General features: G+C 52.7%; 20 protein-coding genes. 14 read left to right on the top strand and 6 right to left on the bottom strand.

From position 1 onward, the window contains the following. Nucleotides 1-65 precede the first annotated feature (65 nt). Both KP014_RS26360 and KP014_RS26355 read left to right on the top strand, forming a co-directional pair. Nucleotides 66-1865 (top strand): M3 family oligoendopeptidase, encoded by a 1800-nt coding sequence (locus tag KP014_RS26360; RefSeq protein WP_036594693.1) that lies wholly within the window; start codon nucleotides 66-68, stop codon nucleotides 1863-1865. A 303-nt stretch (nucleotides 1866-2168) separates the two neighbouring features. Further along, entirely contained in the window at nucleotides 2169-2573 is a 405-nt protein-coding gene (locus KP014_RS26355; RefSeq protein WP_036594695.1) for a hypothetical protein, read from the top strand. 110 nt (nucleotides 2574-2683) lie between these two features. On the opposite strand, the gene KP014_RS26350 is transcribed toward KP014_RS26355, so the two are convergent. Both KP014_RS26350 and KP014_RS26345 read right to left on the bottom strand, forming a co-directional pair. Next, nucleotides 2684-2926 carry an alpha/beta-type small acid-soluble spore protein gene (locus KP014_RS26350; RefSeq protein ID WP_036594698.1) on the bottom strand — a complete coding sequence of 81 codons (243 nt, stop codon included), beginning with the start codon at nucleotides 2924-2926 and terminating at the stop codon, nucleotides 2684-2686. A gap of 199 nt (nucleotides 2927-3125) precedes the next feature. After that, on the bottom strand, nucleotides 3126-4103 hold the full coding sequence (locus KP014_RS26345) for an aldose 1-epimerase (RefSeq protein ID WP_036594701.1): 978 nt from the start codon (nucleotides 4101-4103) through the stop codon (nucleotides 3126-3128). 465 nt (nucleotides 4104-4568) lie between these two features. On the opposite strand from KP014_RS26345, the gene trpS reads away from it, so the two are divergent. Next, complete coding sequence (gene trpS, locus KP014_RS26340; protein WP_036594703.1) at nucleotides 4569-5561, top strand: tryptophan--tRNA ligase; 993 nt, start codon at nucleotides 4569-4571, stop codon at nucleotides 5559-5561. Nucleotides 5562-5613: 52 nt separating this feature from the next. Here trpS and KP014_RS26335 read toward each other — a convergent pair whose 3' ends face one another. Together KP014_RS26335 and KP014_RS26330 are read right to left on the bottom strand one after the other, a co-directional pair. Continuing rightward, nucleotides 5614-5781: a hypothetical protein gene (locus KP014_RS26335; protein WP_175491956.1), complete on the bottom strand. Its 168-nt coding sequence runs from the start codon at nucleotides 5779-5781 to the stop codon at nucleotides 5614-5616. 246 nt (nucleotides 5782-6027) lie between these two features. Next, the gene (locus KP014_RS26330) at nucleotides 6028-7032 is read right to left on the bottom strand and encodes a metal-dependent hydrolase (protein WP_036594705.1); all 1005 of its coding nucleotides are present in this window, start codon (nucleotides 7030-7032) and stop codon (nucleotides 6028-6030) included. Nucleotides 7033-7337: 305 nt separating this feature from the next. Between KP014_RS26330 and cyoE the strand changes: the two genes are divergently transcribed. Together cyoE and KP014_RS26320 are read left to right on the top strand one after the other, a co-directional pair. Further along, the gene (cyoE, locus tag KP014_RS26325) at nucleotides 7338-8231 is read left to right on the top strand and encodes a heme o synthase (RefSeq protein ID WP_246590793.1); all 894 of its coding nucleotides are present in this window, start codon (nucleotides 7338-7340) and stop codon (nucleotides 8229-8231) included. A 15-nt stretch (nucleotides 8232-8246) separates the two neighbouring features. Further along, nucleotides 8247-8864: an SCO family protein gene (locus KP014_RS26320; RefSeq protein WP_036594711.1), complete on the top strand. Its 618-nt coding sequence runs from the start codon at nucleotides 8247-8249 to the stop codon at nucleotides 8862-8864. Between the two features lie 86 nt (nucleotides 8865-8950). On the opposite strand, the gene KP014_RS26315 is transcribed toward KP014_RS26320, so the two are convergent. Then, complete coding sequence (locus KP014_RS26315) at nucleotides 8951-9298, bottom strand: DNA primase (protein WP_036594714.1); 348 nt, start codon at nucleotides 9296-9298, stop codon at nucleotides 8951-8953. A 517-nt stretch (nucleotides 9299-9815) separates the two neighbouring features. After that, nucleotides 9816-11018 (bottom strand): MFS transporter, encoded by a 1203-nt coding sequence (locus KP014_RS26310; RefSeq protein ID WP_036594717.1) that lies wholly within the window; start codon nucleotides 11016-11018, stop codon nucleotides 9816-9818. Nucleotides 11019-11325: 307 nt separating this feature from the next. Between KP014_RS26310 and KP014_RS26305 the strand changes: the two genes are divergently transcribed. The 9 genes from KP014_RS26305 to KP014_RS26265 all read left to right on the top strand — a co-directional run bounded on the left by KP014_RS26305 (nucleotide 11326) and on the right by KP014_RS26265 (nucleotide 22188). After that, nucleotides 11326-11775 (top strand): hypothetical protein, encoded by a 450-nt coding sequence (locus KP014_RS26305; RefSeq protein ID WP_036594723.1) that lies wholly within the window; start codon nucleotides 11326-11328, stop codon nucleotides 11773-11775. Nucleotides 11776-11796: 21 nt separating this feature from the next. Then, on the top strand, nucleotides 11797-12942 hold the full coding sequence (locus KP014_RS26300) for a transglutaminase domain-containing protein (protein ID WP_036594726.1): 1146 nt from the start codon (nucleotides 11797-11799) through the stop codon (nucleotides 12940-12942). Between the two features lie 106 nt (nucleotides 12943-13048). Next, on the top strand, nucleotides 13049-15148 hold the full coding sequence (locus KP014_RS26295) for a peptidoglycan D,D-transpeptidase FtsI family protein (protein ID WP_090834669.1): 2100 nt from the start codon (nucleotides 13049-13051) through the stop codon (nucleotides 15146-15148). 384 nt (nucleotides 15149-15532) lie between these two features. Next, nucleotides 15533-17626, top strand: coding sequence for a peptidoglycan D,D-transpeptidase FtsI family protein (locus KP014_RS26290; protein ID WP_090834671.1), 2094 nt, complete (start codon nucleotides 15533-15535; stop codon nucleotides 17624-17626). A gap of 26 nt (nucleotides 17627-17652) precedes the next feature. Continuing rightward, the gene (locus KP014_RS26285) at nucleotides 17653-18420 is read left to right on the top strand and encodes a Cof-type HAD-IIB family hydrolase (protein ID WP_090834673.1); all 768 of its coding nucleotides are present in this window, start codon (nucleotides 17653-17655) and stop codon (nucleotides 18418-18420) included. Nucleotides 18421-18473: 53 nt separating this feature from the next. Further along, the gene (locus KP014_RS26280) at nucleotides 18474-18959 is read left to right on the top strand and encodes a DUF456 domain-containing protein (protein WP_036589311.1); all 486 of its coding nucleotides are present in this window, start codon (nucleotides 18474-18476) and stop codon (nucleotides 18957-18959) included. 26 nt (nucleotides 18960-18985) lie between these two features. Continuing rightward, a complete protein-coding gene (locus tag KP014_RS26275) occupies nucleotides 18986-20611 on the top strand; it encodes a putative polysaccharide biosynthesis protein (RefSeq protein WP_036589309.1) in 1626 nt (541 codons plus the stop codon). 87 nt (nucleotides 20612-20698) lie between these two features. Then, nucleotides 20699-21043, top strand: a complete 345-nt coding sequence (locus tag KP014_RS26270) for a thioredoxin family protein (protein WP_036589320.1) — start codon at nucleotides 20699-20701, stop codon at nucleotides 21041-21043. A gap of 191 nt (nucleotides 21044-21234) precedes the next feature. Continuing rightward, nucleotides 21235-22188, top strand: coding sequence for a COX15/CtaA family protein (locus tag KP014_RS26265; protein ID WP_036589318.1), 954 nt, complete (start codon nucleotides 21235-21237; stop codon nucleotides 22186-22188). Nucleotides 22189-22203: the final 15 nt, after the last annotated feature.

Genomic DNA, 22203 nt, shown 5'->3' with positions numbered 1-22203 from the left:
CAAAGTGAATGTTGTATGATGTGAATGGTGAACCGAATGAAAAGTAAAGGAATGGTGGTACAAAAATGAAACAGCCGTTGTCTTTAACTTGGGAGCTGGATTCCATTTTTGAAGGTGGCTCGGCATCCCCTGGATTTGAACGATTCTTGAGCGAACTAGAAGGCGATATTGGCAAGCTCGCGCAGCAAGTAAGAGCGGCTAAGGCTCCGGTGGATTTGGAGTCGACGAAGGCGCTGGACGGCGTCATTGCGCTTCTGCAAAGCTGTACCGCGCGTGTTGTTCAGGCCTCGGAGTTCGCCGGATGCCTCGGAGCGCAGAACCAGCAGGATAAAGCAGCCGTACGCCTGTCGGGAACCGTTGCCGGACTAAGCGCCCGGTTTCAGGGCGTATCCTCTGAATTCGAAAATGTGCTTCGCCAGACGGAAGACGATGTATGGCGGCAATGGATGGCCCGGCCCGAGATCGCGCCGCTGACGTTCGTGCTCAGTGAGAGCCGGGATCAAGCCCGCGAGAAGATGAGTCCGGAGCTGGAGAGCCTGGCGCTTGAGCTTGCGGTGGACGGTTATCACGGCTGGAGCGAGCATTATGAAACAATTGTCAGCTCCATCGCGATTCCCTACACGGATGAGGACGGGGAGAAGCTGCTGTCGGCGGGCCAGGCTTTCAACAAGCTGCACGACAATGACAATCAAGCCCGGAAGGACATGTTCGTCAAATGGGAAAAGGCGTGGGAAGGCGTCGCCGATTACGCCGCGGATACACTCAATCATCTGGCCGGCTTCCGCCTGAAGCTGTATGAACGCCGGGGATGGGACGACGTGCTGAAAGAGCCCCTCGGCATCAACCGCATGTCCCGCGAATCGCTGGATGTCATGTGGGATGTTATCGTCAAGAGCAAGCCGGCGCTCATCGCCTATTTGGAACGCAAGGCGAAGCTGCTGGGACTTACGAAGCTCGGCTGGGAGGACGTGGAGGCCCCGTTGGCACGGTCCTCAGGCAAGATATCCTATGACCGGGCGGCGGAAGAAATCATCACCCAGTTCGGTAAATTCAGTCAGAAGCTTGCGGAATTTGCCGAGCGGGCATTTGACAGCAGCTGGATTGAAGTGGAAGACCGGCCGGGCAAGCGTCCGGGCGGCTTTTGCGTCTCGTTCCCGCTTAGCAAGGAATCACGGATATTTATGACATACAGCGGCACGCCTTCCAATGTCGCGACGCTGGCGCATGAACTGGGCCATGCTTACCATTCCTACCTGCTCGATGACCAGCCGGTGCTTAACCAGAACTATGCCATGAATGTGGCGGAAACGGCCTCGACCTTCGCCGAAGTCATCGTCTCCGACGCGCAGGTCAAGGCGGCAGGGAGCGATGAAGAGAAGCTGGCTCTGCTGGAAGAGAAAATCCAGAACAGCGTTGCTTTTTTTATGAATATACATGCCCGGTTCCTGTTTGAGACCCGTTTCTACGAGCAGCGCAAGGCAGGACTGGTCAGCGCAGAAGAGATTTCCGCGCTGATGGTTGAAGCGCAGAAGGAAGCTTTTGGCGGCATTCTTTCCAGCTACCATCCGCATTTCTGGGCGTCCAAGCTGCATTTTTATATTACCGGCGTGCCGTTCTATAACTTCCCTTATACCGTAGGGTATATGTTCAGCACCGGACTGTACCGTCTCGCCCTGCAGGAAGGCCCCTCCTTTGCGGACAAATATGATGCGCTGCTGCGTGACACAGGCGTAATGACGCTTGAGGATCTGGCAGGCAAACATCTGGGAGTGGATCTGTCGCAGCCGGACTTTTGGCAGGGAGCCGCCGACCTGATTCTTGAAGATATTTCCACCTTCCTGGATATGACTAAGTACTTAGCTTGACTTCGTATTTATGAAAGATTCGCTATTTGTCAGTGTAATTAAGCGCAAGTAATGGATTGAATATTACGTAAATGCGAAATGACCCTCATGATGGATTTAGTCGTGGGGGTCGTTTTTTATGCGAATTTGTCGAAAGTGATCGTTTTATCGAGGTGAAGTTGGAAGAAGATAGAAGAAAAAGCGCATTTTATAGGGATAATAACCCAATTATGTTGATAATTGTTGTGGGGTGTTGCCTTCTATCCTATAATGAGTCCTAAGCCTTAGGGAGTAAGGTAGCAAGCAAGACAGAGGAGGAAAAATATGCTTAAGACGGATCAATTGTCTTTGGCTAGGCAAATGGACCTGGTATTTAAAGAGCTTCAGGAGGAATTATCGGGGGTATCTTCCGGTACGGTTTTTGTGCAAATACGAAATAATATCATCGGAAAGTTTGGAATTCGTCATAATCCTCTGTACGGCCGCAGTGGAACATTTGCGGAGGAAACGGAGGGGCTGACAGCCTCGCAGCAGTCTTCATTTCGTTTGATGGCACTCGAGAGTCTGAAGTTTAAGCGCCGATGGACGCATGGAGAGATTAGCTATGAGTTTGCCGTGAAGAAGGGGATTATCATTGTCGATGCTGTTTTGGAGTCCAATTACAATATGGCTAACCTGATGATCCGGTACCCGAGGAATGTGCAGCAGGATACGGAGGACTGCGGATAACCGGTGCGAACCATGAAAAAGCCCCCGCGCTTCCTTGTGGAAGCGGGAGGGCTGCAAATCATCTCGGCGGACCCTTACGGGCAGACCGAATAAAAGCGATAAACGAGGCATTACAGACCCGAACGACCGGAGAGCTGCTGCTCTGCCAGTTGTACGAGACGCTTGGTGATATAACCTCCCAAAGAACCGGTTTCGCGGGAAGTGTAGTTACCGTAGTAACCGTCTTGAGGGATGGTTACACCAAGCTCTTGTGCCGCTTCAAATTTCAGTTGTTGCAGCGCGGCGTTTGCTTGAGGAACGATCAGATTGTTGGAACGACTGCTGCGACCTTGGCTTTGACCTACTTGACCCATGTTTGTCACCTCCTTCGTCCTTGGTAGAGATAGTATGAGCGCGGTGACGGGAAATCATGCATGGTGCAAGAAGGTTATAAGGCTGGGAATAAGTGTATAAAAAGCGAGCTTTGGAAATTAAAATAAGAGGGCGGTCCAAATGTTTCGGCGGGCCGCCCTCTTGGCAAATAATAGCAGCATGCTCAATTGGCTGCAAATCTCAAATGTCAGGATATATCATTTCAATTGAAGTAGTCAGTTCAAGGCTCTGTCCGGGGGCAAGCGTGAGCAGGCCGGTAAAGTTCGGATCAGAGGAGACATTGGGTGCATCCGGCAGCCATGTATATGGCTCGGCGCAGAGAAATTGGTCGGCGGATCCTTTTGTATAGATAACCCAGTGGCGGAAATAGCTTTCGTCTGCAAGGTAACGCAGCCCATAGCCGTCATCCCGGAGCAGCAGAGCTTCTACGGGCCGCTTCTCTCCAATTCGCAGGGCGGTGTCGAAGCCCGTGCCCTGCAGGTTCATCCCTTCATTCAAGGTATCCAGCGAACCGAGTGGAAGCACATTTCCAGTGGGCAGCAGTTGGTCATTCAATTCGTAGATGCTCTCTACCGGCAGCTTGAGGCTCCATCGCTTCGGCTGACCGTCAATCATGAACCAGGTGTGATAGCCGATTCCGAAGGGAATGCTCCGTTCGCCGCCAAGGTGGGTTACCTTCAAGGTCTGCTTTAAAGACGCATCCTGCAGCCGGAATGTCATCTCGAATTTGAGCGGCGCCGGCAGCTGCTCCATCCAATGGGCATCGTCTGCCGTCTTAAACTCGGTCGTCACCGCGCATCCTTCTTCGTCTTCCTCGATATCGCTGACGCACCAGGATTGCGTCCGGTGCAGGCCGTGAATGTGATTGTCACCGGCGGTGTTGCGGTCGAACTGGTAATGCGCCCCATCAAATTCAAACTGTCCCTTGGAGATACGTCCCGGCGGAATTAAGAGCGGAATGCCGAAGTGATACGGCTTCTGCATATAAAAATCCAGATCGGCCTCTTCCGGCCGACGCAGAACCTCTCGTCTTTCCTTTCGGTCCCACAGGGAGATTACGTTGTTGCCCAGACGTGGCAGCAGCGTGACTTCCAAGTCGCGGCTGTGCAAAATATAAGTATCATAACCGCACCATTGCCCTTTGGTCACCTGTTTCATGATCCATGCTCCTTTATCATTCACTTAATACAAAATGTGAACACGATAACCTTATCATAACAGATTTATGTTCGAGGGGATAAAAATTTGACAAACATCTTTCCCGGCTCTATGATGAACTCAGTTAACTAAGTTGTCAATGCGATGACGGGGATAAGTAGGCGGGAGCGAGGACTTCAGAAAGCCGGTGGATGATGCGAACCGGAGGATGCCTCCCGGATGAATGGACCCCTGAGCGCCGCGCTCGAACGGGAAATCTTTCCCTAGTAGACCGGCCGGATCGTCCCCGTTACAGGATGTCTTAAGGCTGTTACAGTATTCCGCAATGCGGTCCGTTTAAGGGCGCAAGCATGGGAAGGCTGCGGCGGCGAATAAGGGTGGCACCACGGTCTCACGTCCCTTCGGAGTGAGGCTTTTTTGCGTTCTTTTGGAAGCAAGATAACCATTGATCGGAGGAGTTACAGTATGAAAAAAGTTCTGTCCGGCATACAGCCCAGCGGTAAGCTGACGATCGGCAACTATATCGGTGCAATGAAAAATTTCGTCAAGCTTCAAGAGGAGCATGAATGCTATTTCATGGTGGTTGACCTGCATGCCGTCACCGTACCGCAGGAACCGGCCAGCTTGCGCGAACAGTCCGAGGCGGTTGCCGCGCTGTTCATCGCAGCGGGAATTGATCCGAGCCGCTCCAATGTATACCTTCAGTCGCATGTTCCCCAGCATGCCGAGCTGGGCTGGTTGATGACGACGCTCACCTCGATGGGCGAGTTGGAGCGGATGACTCAGTTTAAAGACAAATCATCGGGGAAGGACAACGTGGGCGCGGGATTGTTCGTGTATCCGGCGCTGATGGCCGCCGACATCCTCGTATACAACGCGGACCTCGTTCCGGTAGGCGAAGACCAGAAGCAGCATCTTGAGCTGACACGTGATTTGGCGGGACGGTTCAACCACCGCTACGGCGAGTTCTTCACCATTCCGGAGCCGTATATTCCTAAGGTCGGCGCCCGGATAATGTCGCTGGATGACGGCACGAAGAAAATGAGCAAGAGCAGTCCGAATGCGGGCAGCTATATCGCTCTGCTCGATCCCCCGGACGTTATCCGCAAAAAAATCAGCCGGGCCACTACGGATTCCGGACGCGAAGTCGTGTACGACCCGGCGAACAAGCCGGAGGTCAGCAATCTGATGGGTATTTACGCGGAATGTTCTGGGCTGTCCCTTGCGGAAATCACCGACCGTTATGAAGGACAGATGTACGGCGGTTTCAAAAAGGATTTGGCCGAGGTCATCGTGGCAGCGCTTGAGCCGATTCAGGAGCGCTACCATGAGATCCGCAGTTCCGGCGCCATCACCGATATTCTCGCGACGGGCGCGGAACGCGCCCGCGCCGTGGCGTCGGTGACGCTGGACGGAGTCAAGGAACGCATGGGATTCCTGCCTGCACGGTCAAAGTAAAAGGTTGCGTCGCGGGTACAGCCGCTCGGCCAACATAAATCGCGAGCGGCTGTCACTCTCTTGCGCTGCGGGCTTTGATAATGAATCCCCAGCCGATATTCAGCACGCACAGTGCTCCCAGCAGCAGCGCGGCCCATAGCCGGTAGCTGATGGCGATGGAAGCCGCAGCAAGCAAAAGAATGGAAGAAATCGCGAACCAAAGCGAGAGTCCTTTGCTCAAGGTGTGACTCCTTTCGTTTCACGACGGATTTAGCCGCTTCCGATAAGGTAATGGCGGCCGCCGGGTATATCTCTATTTTATTATGAAATCAGGTAGATGTTAAAGTCTTTCTGAGTACATTCAGCGTGATAAGCGACAAATCCCGGAGCATTGGGCGCTCCGGGATTTGTTTGGTTTTGAGGACTAAAAAAGAGCCGGACAGCAGCCATTTAGCCTGACGCTATTCAGCACGGATGCAGCCTGAAACTATACTTTCATTGAGCCGGGTTCAATCGCGAAACGCTCATCCAGCTTCTCGCTGCTGAGCCAGCCTACATACGTCTGAAGCGGATGATACTGGTGATCCATGACCAGCACGGCGACAAATGGAAATTGTTTCCGATGCAAATAACGGACGTCTCCCCAGCGTACAATGTAACCTGAGGGCAGTTCCTCCACCTCGGCAATGGCATAGGAAGTGAAGTACAAGAAAGCCTGAATATCCGGATGGGACTTGGAACGCTCCACAGCCGGATGCTGTGAGTTGACCGCGTGCTTGAGCCATTCCAGGCGCCCGTAGTTAAGCTGGCCGACGTAGTAGCTGCCATCCTGTCTCGTCTTGACGACATTCCATCGTCTTGGCGTTATCGTGGGAATAAGGATATATTTCTCGCCGGGTTCATGATGGAGATCTTTGGCCTTAATACTGCGGGTTATCCGGATATGGGCGGTGGTCCTCCAAATATAATACAGGACGATGATGCTGTACAGCGATACGAACAAGGGCGCCGGGGGAACAATACCGGTGATCCACAGTGCAATGGCCGCAACATGGCTTCCAAAAATAAACGGATCGAAAATATGGATAATATTCCACGCGATCCAGCGTTCGGTGAATGGCCGCGCCGCTTGGGTGCCGTAGGTATTGAACAGATCGGAGAAGACGTGCAGGGCTACGGCAATAAAGCTCCAGAGGGCAAGATGACCGACGGAACGGATGTCGTTCAGACCGAAGATCGGACTGAGCACAAGGGTAATCAGCGCGGGCCAGAGCAATAAAAAAGGAAGGGAGTGCGTAATCCCTCTGTGATTGCGAATATACACCGCATTATTCTTCAGGCGCAGAGCCGTGTCCGCATCAGGAGCCTGCGAGCCGATAACGGTGGCCAGCATAACGGCGCCTGAGAGCATTGGCTGAGAACCAACGGCGGGATCGACGAAGGAGAGCCCGGCAAGTCCAAAACCCATGACGAAGTGTGTAGCAGTATCCATAGCACAGATCTCCTTTGCACGGAAGTTCTCTATTAATAACTACCCATTTTATCATCTTTATATTTATATTGTAACGAAATATTTCCGTCACGCAGTTGTCAAATTAATGAACATCTTGGTCAAAGATTGTCAAAGTATTTTGCGGTTTGTTATGATAAAGTTAACAGCGGAAGGCTGAGATTTGTCAACGAGAGCTGATAAACAGGCTTGCAAGTTCGTTCTGTCTTTAAAGACTGAACATGAAGGAGGAACTCGAATACGTGAATAATCAATGGAGATATCAAGCCTCTTCCGATTCCGCGGCTATGTCCGCCAAACTCCCCCCTGAAGCTGAGCGGGCCAGTTGGCGCGATTTCATTACGGTAACCAAACCGGGCATTATCCGTTCGAATCTTATCGCCGCCTTTGCCGGCTTCTGGCTGGCTTCCGGCTGGGATGTTAGCTACGGCAAGCTGCTGCTGACCCTGATCGGCACCATGCTTGTTATGGCTTCGGCCTGTGTGTTCAATAATTATTTCGACCGCGATCTGGATATGAAAATGGAACGGACCAAGAAACGCGGACTGCCGACCGGGCGGCTTAAGCCTAATACGGTTCTGCTTTATGCTGCGGCTCTTGGCATTGCGGGACTCATCACGCTGTTTCTTTTTTCCGGAATTCTGGCCGGTCTGTTCGGAATTGTCGGCATGTTCGTCTATGTGGTGGTATATACCCTTTGGCTGAAGCGGACCTCCACCTGGAGCACTTCGGTCGGCGCGATTTCCGGCGCAATGCCGCCGGTAATCGGCTATGTTGCCGTGACGGGCAAGGTTGATCTTGGCGCCTGGCTGCTGTTCGCGATGCTGTTCCTGTGGCAGCCCCCTCATTTCTGGGCGCTCGGCATCCGGCGCAAGGAAGAGTACCGCAATGCGGGGTTTCCGCTGCTTCCAGTTGTGAAAGGCACACGCCGGACCAAAATACAGATGATTCCATATGTCGCGCTGCTCGTTCCGGTTTCGGTGTTCATGTATGGGTTTGGCTATGCCGGCATTTATTATTTGATTGTTTCCGCCGGGCTATCTCTTACATGGCTCTATCTTACACTTAAAGGCCTGAAGGCGAAAGATGACGACGCCTGGGCGAAGCAGAATTTCTTCTTTTCCATTAATTATTTGACTCTGAGCCTGATCGCGCTGGTGCTCAATACGATTCACGGATAATGAAGGGAGAAGATCATGCACATCCTGACACGGTATAAATGGACTTGGCTTCTGCTGCTGCTTGCGCTGGCCATGGCGGCCTATCTGGTCGTAAGCTCCTGGGCTTCCCGGGCGGGAAAGCTGCCGGTTATCGGGGAAGTGCAGGACTTCTCCCTTGAAAATGTAAACGGTGACATCGTTACGCTTTCCGATACGGAAGGCAAGGTGCGGTTAGTTTATTTCTTTTTTACCCAGTGCACGGATGTGTGCCCGATCACGACCTTCGCTCTGTCGCAGGTACAGGATCTGCTCATTAAGGACGGCAGTTTTGGTAAAGACACGGCATTCCTGTCGATTTCATTTGACCCTCAGAACGATACGCGTGAAGCGATCAAGACGTTCGCCGACCGTTTCCACGCTGATTATGCCGGCTGGTATTTTCTGCGAGGGGATCAGGAGAAGGTTCGGGATCTGGCGGCAGGTTCCTTCAAAATACTGATCGCCGGAAACAACAAGGACAATTTCGCCCACGCGAACCTGATCGGGCTTGTGGACCGGAAGAACCGGCTGCGCGCACTGTATAATGCCAGCGAGACAGACCAGGTTACTCCGGAACTTTTGGCGGGCGCCGTGAAAAAGCTGGCTCGCGAGTAACGCAGGGCATGATGCGGCAGCGTGAAAAGCGTCTTTTCGCTATCACCTTTTAAGATGATGAAAGGTAGAAGCCGAAGGCGCTTTTTCTAATAAGGAGTTGGATCAGGGTAGATAATGAATTCTTCCAGTCCCGCTTTTTCCAGCTGAGAGATGTTGTATTCATCGGGAGTGCCTTCGACTCCGGCATAACCCCGGCGGGTGTAAATATGCTCTGCGCCCGGGAAAGCGTCGCGCAGAACGCCGCGTATTTTTTTGCCGGAGCTGTCGTTATCCATATAGAGATAGACTTCACTGTCGCCGACTTGTTTGCGCAGTGTTTCCAGCTTGAGCGTATTGAGTGTGCCAAAGGTGCATAGAATCTCGACTTCGGGCATCAGGAGACGCCGCAAACGGCTGCGGTCATTCTTGCCTTCGACAATAATAGTAATGGACATAATCGTGGCGTCACCTCCGTCCGAATAGTGGCAGCGAACGGCACAAAATGCCGAGTTGCGTACGGGCTTAACTATATTTTACCTAATGTTTGTCGTTTTTAATAGAAGGGCGACTGGGTTGCAGTCATTCCCCGGGAAATGTCGCATATCCGCAGGCTGAATTGCAGAATATGTTTAAATAATGCCACAAACAATCACCCGGACGCCAGCGGCGGTCCGGGTGATTGCGCAAGATTTGCACATTGACAGAGAATTGGATGGATGTTAAACCCAGAAAGTTTTCAGAATGATGACAAGCAGAACGTAGAGAACCAGAATGACACCGGCAGAAGTAGGGCATGGAGCGACAATAGGTTTAGGACAGCACGGATTGGACATTTGCAGTTCAACTCTCTTTCGCAGTGGATTCTTAACTACACGGTATTATATGTCAATTCATCCACCGGGTTTGTGTCCTTGCCCATTGTGTATGGAGCAGACATCATGTTTTTGGGTCTTATTGCACCGGCGTCCGTCATCAGGCAGCACGGCTGTTCCAATCAGGGTGATAAGCGGAAAGCTTCCCCGAACCGTAAAGCGGAAGCAGCAGCAGCGCCATCATCATCAGCAGAAAGGCAATGAAGTATGGCGAGACCATCCCCCGCAGCTGTCCGGCAGCAACGGGTCCGGCGAAGGCGCCAAGGGAGGTCGCAATCGACTGCAGCGAGAAAGTCCTTCCCATACGTCCGGGGCCGCTGATGCCGATGAACAGTGAGGCCATTGCCGGGAACAGAACTCCTTTGGCGGTCCCGAGCAGAAATAGGACAACCGCCGGAGGAATGGAAGGGACAGCGGCGAGAGCGAAGAAGCAGAGCGCCAGACCGAGCAGCGCCGCGCCGATCCGCAAGAGCACGGACACACGGTTCAGAAACAGCATGCTCAGGGTAACAAGTGCGCCCAGACTGAGCAGTGAGAGCAGAATACCTATCGAAAAGATACCTTCGGTTCCGTTGCCGGCCTGGGAAAGAGGAAGCTCGAAGAAGAGCACCCCCTGCGCAGAGGCGATGAAGAACGGCAGCAGGAGATAACGGAAGGAAACCGGCATCACTGAGCCAGAATCTGGTGAAAGCCGCGCTTCGGTTTCGGAGCGGCCGTCCGCTGCTGCGGAGCTTACAGCCTTCGCAGGAAGCTCCCGAACGGCCTTCGGGACGCTAAAGTATGCCATTACGCCGGTGGCAATCAGCAGCCAGCCAAGACTCAGGAAAGTGCCGGAGAAGCCGGCTTTGGCAACGATGAAAGCGCCTGCTGCGGGAGAGAGGACGGAAGCAAGTGTATGCACAATCCCTTGGCCGGACATATATTTGCCCTGCTTCACTGAATCGCCCGACAGTGAAGCGAGTAGCGCCATACAGGCGGGAGAAAGGAAAGCCAGCGCAAACCCGCTTGCCGCCCTGAGGAGCAGCAGATGCCACGGCAGATGGGCATAAGCCTGGAGCAGCAGTATCGCTCCCGCTGAGATCAGACTGTAGACGATATAGCGGCGGCTGCCCTTTCGGTCGATCAGCACGCCGGCGAGCAGATTTCCGGGGAGATGCGTGAGCGAATACATGCCCATCATCCAGCCGATAAAGGCAGGTCCGGCACCCAGCGAGACAGCAAAGGGTGTCAGAATGGGATATTGCGCATGAAGATCAAAGTACGCAAGAAACAAGAACAGATACAACCATAGCGCGGTTTTCAAGAAGTCTCACCTCCGAGCGTCCACCCTGGCCTCCCCGCCAGGGTGGACAGAAATGTAAAGTGAAGAGACACCTTTCTGGAAGGCGTGGACAATCGCTACTTGTACTTTACGTGAGGGTGGAACGGCATATGCTGTTTTTTTTCACTCGCCCGCAGAACCGCCGCCGCAAAGCTTACAATGTTGTCATCCCTTGGCGGATTTATGAATTAAGGCGAATGATCATGTATAATAATGAATATCCGTGGCACGCTGCCGGATTTGGCGGAAAGCACGGGCAAATGAGTAATGGGAGTGTGTTGCCGGAGTGATGGATACTCAGGTGTGGTCGCAGTTTATCAGAGAAAATTGGCTTGTTATCGTCATTGCGCTTGTACTGCTGTTCGCTGTTGTCAATTTGGTCAAAACGATGCTGAAATGGGCCATTGTCATTGTTATTGTTGCAGGCTTGCTCGTTTACAGCGGAGTTACGATAGATCAGATCGGAAATGCCGTAAGCAAGGTGAAAGAGGAGACGGTCGGAACGCTGAAGAACGAGGCCCAGGAAGTGATGCTGAAAGAAGCGCGAGACGCCGTCTACACCTCAAATAGCGACGGAACCTTTACCATTACGACACCCAATATTGAGGTGAAGGGAACGGCTGGTGAGGACAAGGTTAATGTTACCTTCCGGGGAGTCAGTCTCGGGCAGTGGAGTGTAAACGAAACCGTGAAGAGCTTCATTGAGGAAGCACGTAAAGCTCAGGGTGCGAATCAATAACGCCAGAGCAGGAGGGGAGACATGTTGAACGAATGGCTGCAAAGCCTGCGCAATGCCAATATCATAACGATATTTCTGCTGGTTATTGTCGCCCTGTCGCTGATTCAGGGATGGGTCAGGGGATTTTCTTTATCCGCAGGCAGATTATTCGGGCTGATTGGTTCAGGCATTCTGACGATTGCGGCGCTCATTCTAGCCGCGCTCACCGCCGCCTATTTTTCGCCATATGTTCAAACATGGGCTGCGGATACGGCGGCGCCCAAGGGCGAATTGAACCAGTGGCAGCAGATTTATTATACTGCCGTATCGGCGCTTGCGGGACTTCCGCTGCTGCGGTTCCTGTTTCTGCTGATGGTAAGCTGCAGTTTGATTCGGATTGTTCTGGGGCTTCTGGCTTTGCTGCTGCCGATTCCGCGCTTCCGTAAATCCGGCGGACTTTGGGACCGCAAAATCTCGGCCGCAAGCCGGCTCGGCGGGGCAGGTATTGGACTTTTCATAGGCGCTGTCCGGTGCCTCTTGCTGATCATCGCTCTGTATGTGGGAACCAGTCTTATCCCGAGCAGCGGTCTGGCACGCTATGTTGAGGATTCACCGGTATACCGCCAGAGCGTCGAGTCGTTGATTGAGCCTGTGACCGGCACAGCCGTACAGGACAAGCTTCCGGTTCTGACCAAGGCGGTTGCTGCGGAAATGAACGATATCCTCCGGCGCAAATACGAAATTATAGACCGGGACGTTTCCAGCGATATTACCACCGCTGCGGCGGATATTGCCGGAAAGGCGAATAGCGACGAAGAGAAGGCTCAGCTGCTCTACGATTGGGTCGGAACGAGAATTTCTTACGATTACGCCAAAGCCGAGAACTATGAGCAGAACCGGATATGGAAAGAACAGACGCCGCAGGATACCTTTGATACCCGGCTCGGCGTATGTATTGATTATGCGCGGCTGTATGCTGTGATGGCCAGATCTCAGGGCCTTGACGTGCGGGTGGTGACCGGGCGCGGTTACGACGGACGCGGCGGCTATGGGCCGCATGCCTGGAACGAAGTTTATATCTCGGAGCGGAAAGCGTGGATTCCTCTGGATTCTACCTGGGCCAAAAGCGGAGATTGGTTTAATCCGGCGGATTTTGACTCCACTCACATCAAAGAAAGTGTGCTTTGAAGCATTAGAGGCGCGGCTTCGCTTGTGATACAATGGATGAGTCTGATTACAAAGCCTCATTCCGGCATTTATTTTAAATATTTCAATTTATAAAGGAGAGAACAAAGTGAGCCTTTTTCGCAAGCAGGGATCGCCCTCGGACGAGACCAATAGCAAAAGCACCCTGGCGCTGCGGATCAATGTGTTCTTTTTCAGTACGTTTGTCATTTTCTGCGTAATTATTATCCGTCTTGCCGTACTGCAATTCGTGGAAGGTCCGACGCTGACCGAGGTGGAGGCGAACCGGGATACGAAAAATGTGCCGCTTGCCGCCATGCGCGGTTCAATCCTCGCCGCCGGGGGCGAGAAAATCGCTTACTCGACTCCTGTCCAGTCGCTGTACATTACGCTGACCAAGGAGTATTTGCAGCAAAAGACGGACAAGACAACCCGCGTAACGGATTATACTCCGGAAGCGAAGGCGGCTGTCGATAAGCTGGCGGCAGATCTGGTGAATAAATTTAATGAACTCGGCGACAAGAGCGAGGAGAAGCTGACGGTGGAGCAGGTAAAGGACTCGCTCGACTTGAAGTTCAGGAAGTATAACGGCTATACACCGCGTCGTATCAAGGTAGGACTCTCCGCTAAGGAAGTCGCTTATTTTATGGAGCACAAGGATGAATACCCCGGCCTGGAAGTCGTGGAGGAGAACGTGCGGCATTACGACAAGGATAAGGTAGCTGTGCAGACAGTTGGCTATGTCAAGCTGTTCAAGAATTCCAACAGTCTTGGCATCTACCAGAACGTTCTGAACGCGATGAAAAAGAATCCGACAGCGGGCCTGACCTACAAAGATGATGAGTTCGTCGGTTTCGACGGTCTTGAGCTTCAGTACCAGCGAGAGCTTCGGGGGCAGAATGGATACCAGGAAATTTCCATCAATCCGCAGAACATGGCCGAGAAAATTGAGAAGGTCGCTCCTCCCGTCAAAGGCAATGATATCTGGATGACCATCAACAAAAATGTTCAGCTCAAGACGGAGCAGGCGATAACGGATCAACTGAGATGGCTGCATACACACGCCGTTCAGGGCAAGACGCATCCCAACGCCATAACGGGCTACGCGGTCGCGATGGAAGTCGATACGGGAAATATCGTAGCCATGGCCAGTATGCCGGATTACGATACGAATGCGTGGACTGATGGCAGCATTTCGAAAGTCTTGGACATAACCAATTATCAGAATGGTACGATTACTCCTTATTCGTCGGGGCGATCAGGCAATAATTTTGAATCGACGGTTCTAATGGGTTCCACTATCAAGCCGCTGAGCGTATTGATCGGACTTAACGAGGGACTGTTTACGACCTCCACTTGGTATACGGACAGGGGGATTACTTCCTTCGGTAAGGCTGGCCATGAAACGAGTGTTCGAAACGCATCCGGCCACGTCTATGGAGGAATGGACCCAGCCCTGGCTATTGAACATTCATCCAACGTCTTTATGGTTGATATGGTTGGCAAGAGACTTTATGAAAAATATACTTCCAAGGGCATCGACGTATGGGATAAATATATGAAGGAGTTTGGACTGGGCGTGTCGACAGGAGTTGATCTGCCCAATGAGTTTCTAGGTAGAATCAACTATACGAATCTAAAGGCAGCAGGCAGTGCCCAGGCAGCTTTGGTTTATGCTTCTTTTGGTCAACAAGGAGCTTACACCACACTACAACTTGCTCAATATGCTTCTACGCTAGCCAATAAGGGCGAGCGGATCAAGCCGCATCTTGTCAGCAAAATCACGGATCCCTCGGGGCAAGTGGTCAAGACGTTCGGACGCGAGGTACTGAATACCGTCAAAATGGATGATGCTTACTGGAACGAAGTCAAGCGGGGGATGAACAGTGACGTTAGCGCGTTCGATAATTTTCCCTATGACTTCGCCCGGAAGACAGGAACCTCACAGCAGTCGGCAAGAGGAGTATTAAAAGATAACGGCGTCTTCATCGCCTACGCGCCGCGCAACAATCCGAAACTAGCAGTTGCCGTTATCATCCCCGAAGGGGGCTTCGGCTCGAACAGCGCCGCGCCGGTGGCGCGCAAAATTTTCGACGCCTATGACTGGGAGTACGGACTTGACGGCGTGCCGAAGAAGAGTCTTCAGCAGAATCAATCGGCGGCTCAAAGCGGCAGCTCCGCCGCGAACGGCACAACTGGTACGAACTAAAGGAGCTGAAATCAGCCTTTAAATTCGGTATATTAAGAGAGGGGGCATCTTTTTTTGTATGGAAATTGTTTGGTCGGTGACCTCAATTCCTCACAAAAGAACGATGTCCTTTTTATTTTATCCACTCAACGAAAGTTCTAATAAATAGCATAACTCACATTAATTTGACGGCGTTATTTTTGTAGCATGATGCATATTCTTTGATGGCTGCTGCAAGAATTACGATTTTTTATTCGCGCTGATCTTCAGCATGTCGAGAAAAGTGTGTTGAAAATATTAGAGCCGCAGCAATGATTATGTTACAATAAATGGGTTCTGTAGACATCGGCCTACTTCCTGAGATACATATGAATTCTTAAATGTTATAATTGAGGAGAGAACAAAGTGAGCCTTTTTCGCAAGCAGGGCTCGCCTTCGGACGAGACCAATAGAAAAAGCACCCTGGCGCTGCGGATCAATGTGTTCTTTTTCAGTACGTTTGTCATTTTCTGCGTAATTATTATCCGTCTTGCCGTACTGCAATTCGTGGAAGGCCCGACGCTGACCGAGGTGGAGGCGAACCGGGATACGAAGGATGTGCCGCTTGCCGCCATGCGGGGTTCGATCCTCGCCGCCGGAGGCGAGAAAATCGCTTACTCCACTCCTGTCCAGTCACTGTACATTACGCTGACCAAGGAATATACGGAGAAAAAGACGGACAAGACAACCGAGGTAACGGATTTTACTCCGGAAGCCAAGGCGAAGGTCGACAAGCTGGCGGCGGATCTGGTGGATAAATTCAATGAACTCGGCGACTCAAGCGAGGAGAAGCTGACGGTGGAACAGGTCAAGGAGTCGTTCGACCTGAATTTCAGGAAATACAACGGCTATACCCCCCGCCGGATCAAGGTGGGACTTTCCACCAAGGAAGTCGCTTATTTTATGGAACACAAGGATGAATATCCCGGGCTAGAAGTCGTAGAAGAGAACGTGCGGCATTACGACAAGGATACGGTGGCTGTGCAGACGGTTGGCTATGTCAAGTTGTTCAAGAATTCCAACAGTCTTCCCATCTACCAAAATATTCTAAATGCGATGAAGAAGAAAGATTCGAACCCGGGGCTGATGTACAAAGACGAAGAATATGTTGGCTTCGATGGCCTTGAGCGGCAGTATCAGCGGGAGTTGCGTGGGCAGAACGGTTATCTGGTTATCTCAATCAATCCGCAGAACATGGCCGACAAAATTGAGAAGGTCGTGCCTCCCGTCAAGGGCAATGATATCTGGATGACTACTAACAAAAATGTCCAGCTCAAAACTCAGCAGGCGATAACGGATCAGATCAAATGGCTGCATACACATGCCGTTCAGGGCAAGACGCATCCAAACGCCATAACGGGTTATGCGGTGGCGATGGAAGTCGATACCGGAAATATCGTAGCCATGGCCAGCATGCCTGATTATGATACGAACGCCTGGGTTAACGGAAATATTATGGAAATATGGGATGCGATTCAGAACAATTATCAGAACGGTACGATTACTCCAATAATGGCGGGACGCTCCGGACATGGTTTTGAGTCAATCGTGCTCTTGGGTTCCACTGTCAAGCCGCTGAGTGTACTGCTCGGGCTTAATGAAGGACTCTTTAAAACCTCAGATTGGTATACGGACACAGGGATTACCTCATTTGGCAAAGCCGGCTATGAAACGAAGGTCAGGAATGCATCCGGTCACGTTTTAGGCAGAATGTATCCGGCCGAGGCCATAGCGCAATCTTCCAACGTCTTTATGGTGGACATGGTGGGCAAGAAATTAAATAACAAATATGGTTCCAAAGGCATTGATGTATGGGATAAATACATGAAGGAGTTTGGTCTTGGCGTGTTCACGGGCGTTGACTTACCAAATGAGCATAGAGGCCAAATTAACTATAGAAAAGAAGCGAAGACAGGTAGTGTTCAGTCCGCGCTGGTGTACGCCTCTTTTGGTCAACAGGGAGCTTATACGACCCTTCAGCTTGCTCAGTACGCTTCGACGCTGGCCAACAAGGGCGAACGAATCAAGCCGCACCTGGTCAGCAAAATCACGGATTCCTCTGGAAAAGTAGTCAAAACGTTCGGACGCGAGGTACTGAATACCGTCAAGATGGACGACTCTTACTGGAATGAAGTAAAAAAAGGAATGAATAGCAAGGTTGACGTCTTTGACGGTTTTCCCTATGATTTTGCACGCAAGACGGGAACCTCGCAGCAGGATTATTACGATAAGAGCGGCAAACACACCGTCGACAACGGCGTCTTCATCGCCTATGCGCCGCGCAACAAGCCGAAGCTGGCCGTAGCCGTTATTATCCCCGAAGGCGGCTTCGGATCGAACAGCGCCGCTCCGGTGGCACGGAAAATATTCGACGCCTATGACTGGGAGTACGGTCTTGACGGGGTACCGAAGAAGAGCTTGCAGCAGAATCAGGCCGCTCAAAGCGGCACGAATCAATAAATATAAAGAAAAATGGAGGGATGGCGATGACTGCCAAATACCGCCTGCTAGCTTTGGATATGGATGGAACCCTGCTGAATAGTGAAGAACGGATTACACCAGAGACTGTGAAATGGATACACAAGGCGGTGGAAGCGGGCATTTATGTCTGCTTGTCCACCGGGCGGGCGTTTAACTCCGCATACCCTTACGCCAAGCAGCTTGGACTGAAGACGCCAATGGTTACAGTGAACGGAAGTGAAGTGTGGCGGGCGCCGCATGAGCTGTACCGCCGTTCCCTGATGGACCCTCAGCTGATCAAACAAATGCACGCGATTGCGATAGAGTATGGCATCTGGTATTGGGCGTATTCAGTCGATGGCGTTTATAACAAGGAAAGCTGGGACGGTAATATTGACGGGCGGGAATGGCTGAAATTCGGCTATGACACGGAAGATGATGATATCCGCCATCAGGTGCTGATGAAGCTTCAGGACATGGGCGGTCTGGAGATTACCAACTCGTCTCCCTATAATCTGGAGATTAACGCTCTTGGTGTGAACAAGGCGTCGGGCATCAAAGAAGTGTGCGGCTTGCTGGGAATCAAGATGGAGGAAGTCATCGCGGTTGGCGACAGTCTGAACGATCTTGCGGTGATTCAGCAGGCGGGTCTTGGGGTAGCCATGGGCAATGCCCAGGATACCGTTAAGCAGGCAGCGGACGCGGTAACCTCGACGAACAACGAAGATGGAATCGCCGAGGTCATCCGCCGTTTCATCTTTCACGATGAAGCGGCGGCTTTACGGGAGCTATAACCTGATGCGGAGCCTTTGTATTCGCAGATCCTAATATACAGGAGGGACCAAGCTTGGCTATTCTCGGATGGATTCTAATTATCGCACTGTTTGCCGTCGGCTTGGCAGGAGCCGTCTATCCCATTTTGCCGGGAGCATTGGCGATCTACTTTGCCTTTTTCGTCTACGGCTGGTTCTTCGGCTTCGCCTCGTTCGGGCCATGGTTCTGGATTATCCAGACGCTGATCGTCGCCGCGCTGTTCATTGCCGATTATGTCGTGGGGGCATGGGGTGTCAAAAAATTCGGCGGTTCCCGTTCCTCCATCATTGGCAGTACGATCGGTCTGATCGCTGGGCCGTTCGTTATTCCGGCGTTCGGCCTGATTATCGGACCGCTCCTGGGAGCGTTTATCGGCGAGATGATCGCCGGATCAGATCCGGGCAAAGCGCTCAAGGTCAGCGCAGGCTCCATGCTCGGGCTGTTCAGCAGTACGGTCGTCAAAGTTGTGCTGCAAATCGTTATGGTCATCCTCTTCTTTATTTGGATCGGCCTGTATTAAATTCACTGTAAAGAAGGGGAAACAGGTTGTCGAAGAAGGATTCTTTTATCAAAGGCACGATTATTCTCGCCGCCGCCGCTTTGGTGGCGCGCGTGCTTGGTATTTTTCAGCGGGTTCCGCTTGAGCATTTGTTCAACGATGTCGGGGATGCGGCCTTTTCGCAGGCCAACAATGTGTATCTGATGCTGTTGACGCTCGCCACGGCGGGTATTCCCAGCACGCTCAGTAAAATGGTTTCAGAGCGCTACGCCCTGAACCGTCCGGACGAAGCGCGGCAGGTTTACCGAGCCGCGCTTATTTTTGGCGCCGTCGTCGGCGTAATCATCAGCGCGGCGCTGTACATAACCGCTCCACTTTTCGCGAAGCATGCGGGCGTGCCAGAAAGCACGCTGGCGATCCGGGCCATTGCCCCCGCGCTGCTGCTGTTCCCCACAATCGCGATGATGCGCGGGTACTCGCAGGGCCGCAACAATATGATGGCCAACGGGATCTCGCAAATCGTGGAGCAGATTGCCCGCGTGTTTACGGCCATCCTGTTGGCGTTTTTCCTGCTTCACCAGGGTTACGGGAACCCGGTTATGGCGGCAGGAGCTTCGTTCGGCAGCGTGTTTGGCAGCGTCGGGGCATTCGCCATTATGCTGTATGCGGCCATCAAGATGAAGCGGAGCGACAAGCAAAGCGGAATCCACGCCTCCCCGGAAGCCAAACTGCCGCTGCTCGGTATTTATAAGGATATTTTCAGCTTGTCCATTCCGATCATCCTGTCTTCCATGACCATTCAAGCCGTCTATTTCATCGACTCATCCCTGATCGTTCCCCTGCTTAGCGGGCAGGTGGGCGGCACCGAAGCGACGCGGCTGCTCGGTATTCTCGGCCAGAAAGCGCAGAGCATCGCGGGCATCCCGCCCGTGCTGGCGATTGCCCTCAGCACCTCGCTGATTCCGGTCATTTCGGCGGCCTACGCCCGCCGGGACGAGGTTCACCTGAAGCGGCAGATCACACTCGCGATGCGCATCGCGATCCTGACCGGAACGCCGATCGTGCTGTCGCTTGTCGTCGCGGCCTACTCGGTGAACGGCCTGCTCTTCACCAGCCCATCCGGCAGCGGAATGATTGCTCTGCTAACGCTGGGCACCATTTTCCAGATTACAATGACCACCTCGAACTCCATTCTGCTCGGTATGGGTAAATCGCGCATTTCCATGTTCTACGTTCTGGCCGGGATTATCGTCAAGCTCGCGGCGAGCGTTCTGCTCAGCCGGTTCATGGGCATTTACGGCATTATTATCGCCACGGCGCTGTGCTTTATCGTCATTACCGGCCTCAATCTCCGGCTGCTTCGGAGCATCGTGCCGTTTGAGATTATGGGCAAGCGCTGGCGTGGGTATCTGCTGGCGGTGCTCGTATCAGGCGCGTCCGGTTACGGTCTGAACGTGGCAGCGATCAGCCTGACGGGAATGATGCCTGCGCGGCTGGCCTATCTTGTTGGTTGTCTGGCTGCCGGGGCAGTCGTTGTTATCCTTTACCTGGTCTTGCTGATTGTTCTGGGCGTATTAAGCGCCGGGGAGCTTGCGAGCTATCCGCGTCCGGTGCGGAAGCTGCTTAACCCGCTTATGAAGCTGCAGCCGGCGCGCGCGCGGGAAAGAGAGTAAGAGCGGCAGTTGACTTCCGCTGTGCATTTTGCTTCACTTAAAGGGTAACAAGAGACAATTGTCATATGAGAAGGGACGGTGCAAGTTATGGACAAAATCAGCTCTCCCGCTGAATTTCAGGCTGCCATCCAATCCCCCAGACTGACCGTGGCCATATTCAAGGCAGACTGGTGCGGAGATTGCAAGTTCATCAATCCGTTTATGCCGGAGGTTGAGCAGAATTACGCAGATAAGCTGACGCTGGTAGAGGTTGATGTCGATGCGGTGGGCGAGGTCAGCCAGGAACAGAATATACTTGGCATTCCCAGCTTCGTCGCCTACTCGGAAGGCCGTGAACTGGTCCGGTTCGTCAACAAGCTGCGCAAGTCGAGACAGGAAATCGAAGATTTTCTGAACCGCGCGGTGGAGGTCCACCAGAGCATCCACAAGTAATCGCCATTCGCCGCTTTCGCTGAATCTGTGCGGAAGCGGCGTTTTTAATAATCAGCGAGTCCCATCAAGTTTTGCACAATGCAGGTATGCCGCATCCACCCTTATCGGTTATAATGGAAACGCATAACTTTTCTGAAATGAAAGGCCGGGTTATACTCCAGAAAAATCCCATAAAACGGCGGGTGATCGGATTGACGGCGAAACAGTTGAAATGCCTTGGGTACATAACCTGTCTCATTATGTTTCTCGCCCTGCTTGGCGGTGCGCTCGTTACCAAAACGGGGTCCGGCCTCGAATGCGGAAATGAATGGCCGCTGTGCAACGGCAAGCTGGTTCCCGCTTATACGCTCGGACAGATGATCGAATGGAGCCATCGGCTGCTCAGCGGCCTTGCCGGTCTGGCTTCTCTTGCCTCGGCGCTGGCCTTCTGGCGCTATGCCCGGGATCGCCGCGATTTGCAGTCGTATGCCTTCATGACGCTGCTGTTCGTCGTTATTCAGGCTGCCATGGGCGCGCTCGCAGTCGTCCGGTCGCAGTCCGCCGCCGTCATGGCGCTGCACATGGGCTTCTCGCTGATCGCCTTCGCCAGCTCGTCGATGCTGGCTCTTGGTGCCGGCAGACGCCTCTCCGGCGAGCAGACCGGCGCCCTTCCGCCACTTGGTAAGGGCTTTCGCAATCTGACCTGGATTACTACGATTTATGCTTATATCGTCGTCTATATCGGCGCTTTGGTCAGTCATACGGGTTCGCAGGGGGGCTGCTCGGGCTGGCCTTTGTGCAACGGAGAAGTGATTCCGGAGCTTTCCGGAGGAGCCGGCATTATGTTTTTTCACCGGATTGCGGCTATGCTGCTGTTCATTCTTACGGCCGTGCTCGGACATCTGGCGTTTTGGAGGCATGGCGGCTACCCTGAGCTTAAGAAGCTCGGCGTCGCGGCCGTCATTCTGTGCGCTCTGCAGGTGTTCAGCGGCGCGAGCGTCGTATTCACTCTGTATAACGAACAGTGGTACCTGTTTGCCGCATTGGCCCATATTGTGCTGATATCCGGTCTGTTTGGCGTGCTGTGCTACATGAGCGTACGCGTGTGGCAGCTTAGTAGGATTAACAAAGAGAAGATCTCGGCTGCAATCAGCCATTTTGGATAGAGCCCGTTCAAGGAG

Origin of the sequence: Paenibacillus sophorae (assembly GCF_018966525.1) — a bacterium.
Taxonomy (GTDB): domain Bacteria; phylum Bacillota; class Bacilli; order Paenibacillales; family Paenibacillaceae; genus Paenibacillus_AQ; species Paenibacillus_AQ sophorae.
This window is presented reverse-complemented; position numbering and strand designations above follow the sequence as displayed.

Excerpts from the sequence above, each read along its gene's own strand:
- KP014_RS26355 (WP_036594695.1), top strand. The coding sequence starts at position 2,169 with ATGCTTAAGACGGATCAATTGTCTTTGGCTAGGCAAATGGACCTGGTA.
- KP014_RS26330 (WP_036594705.1), bottom strand. The coding sequence starts at position 7,032 with ATGGATACTGCTACACACTTCGTCATGGGTTTTGGACTTGCCGGGCTC.
- KP014_RS26345 (WP_036594701.1), bottom strand. The coding sequence starts at position 4,103 with ATGAAACAGGTGACCAAAGGGCAATGGTGCGGTTATGATACTTATATT.
- KP014_RS26315 (WP_036594714.1), bottom strand. The coding sequence starts at position 9,298 with ATGTCCATTACTATTATTGTCGAAGGCAAGAATGACCGCAGCCGTTTG.
- KP014_RS26270 (WP_036589320.1), top strand. The coding sequence starts at position 20,699 with ATGGACAAAATCAGCTCTCCCGCTGAATTTCAGGCTGCCATCCAATCC.
- KP014_RS26320 (WP_036594711.1), top strand. The coding sequence starts at position 8,247 with ATGCACATCCTGACACGGTATAAATGGACTTGGCTTCTGCTGCTGCTT.
- KP014_RS26360 (WP_036594693.1), top strand. The coding sequence starts at position 66 with ATGAAACAGCCGTTGTCTTTAACTTGGGAGCTGGATTCCATTTTTGAA.
- KP014_RS26285 (WP_090834673.1), top strand. The coding sequence starts at position 17,653 with ATGACTGCCAAATACCGCCTGCTAGCTTTGGATATGGATGGAACCCTG.
- KP014_RS26305 (WP_036594723.1), top strand. The coding sequence starts at position 11,326 with ATGGATACTCAGGTGTGGTCGCAGTTTATCAGAGAAAATTGGCTTGTT.
- cyoE (WP_246590793.1), top strand. The coding sequence starts at position 7,338 with ATGTCCGCCAAACTCCCCCCTGAAGCTGAGCGGGCCAGTTGGCGCGAT.
- KP014_RS26350 (WP_036594698.1), bottom strand. The coding sequence starts at position 2,926 with ATGGGTCAAGTAGGTCAAAGCCAAGGTCGCAGCAGTCGTTCCAACAAT.
- trpS (WP_036594703.1), top strand. The coding sequence starts at position 4,569 with ATGAAAAAAGTTCTGTCCGGCATACAGCCCAGCGGTAAGCTGACGATC.
- KP014_RS26300 (WP_036594726.1), top strand. The coding sequence starts at position 11,797 with ATGTTGAACGAATGGCTGCAAAGCCTGCGCAATGCCAATATCATAACG.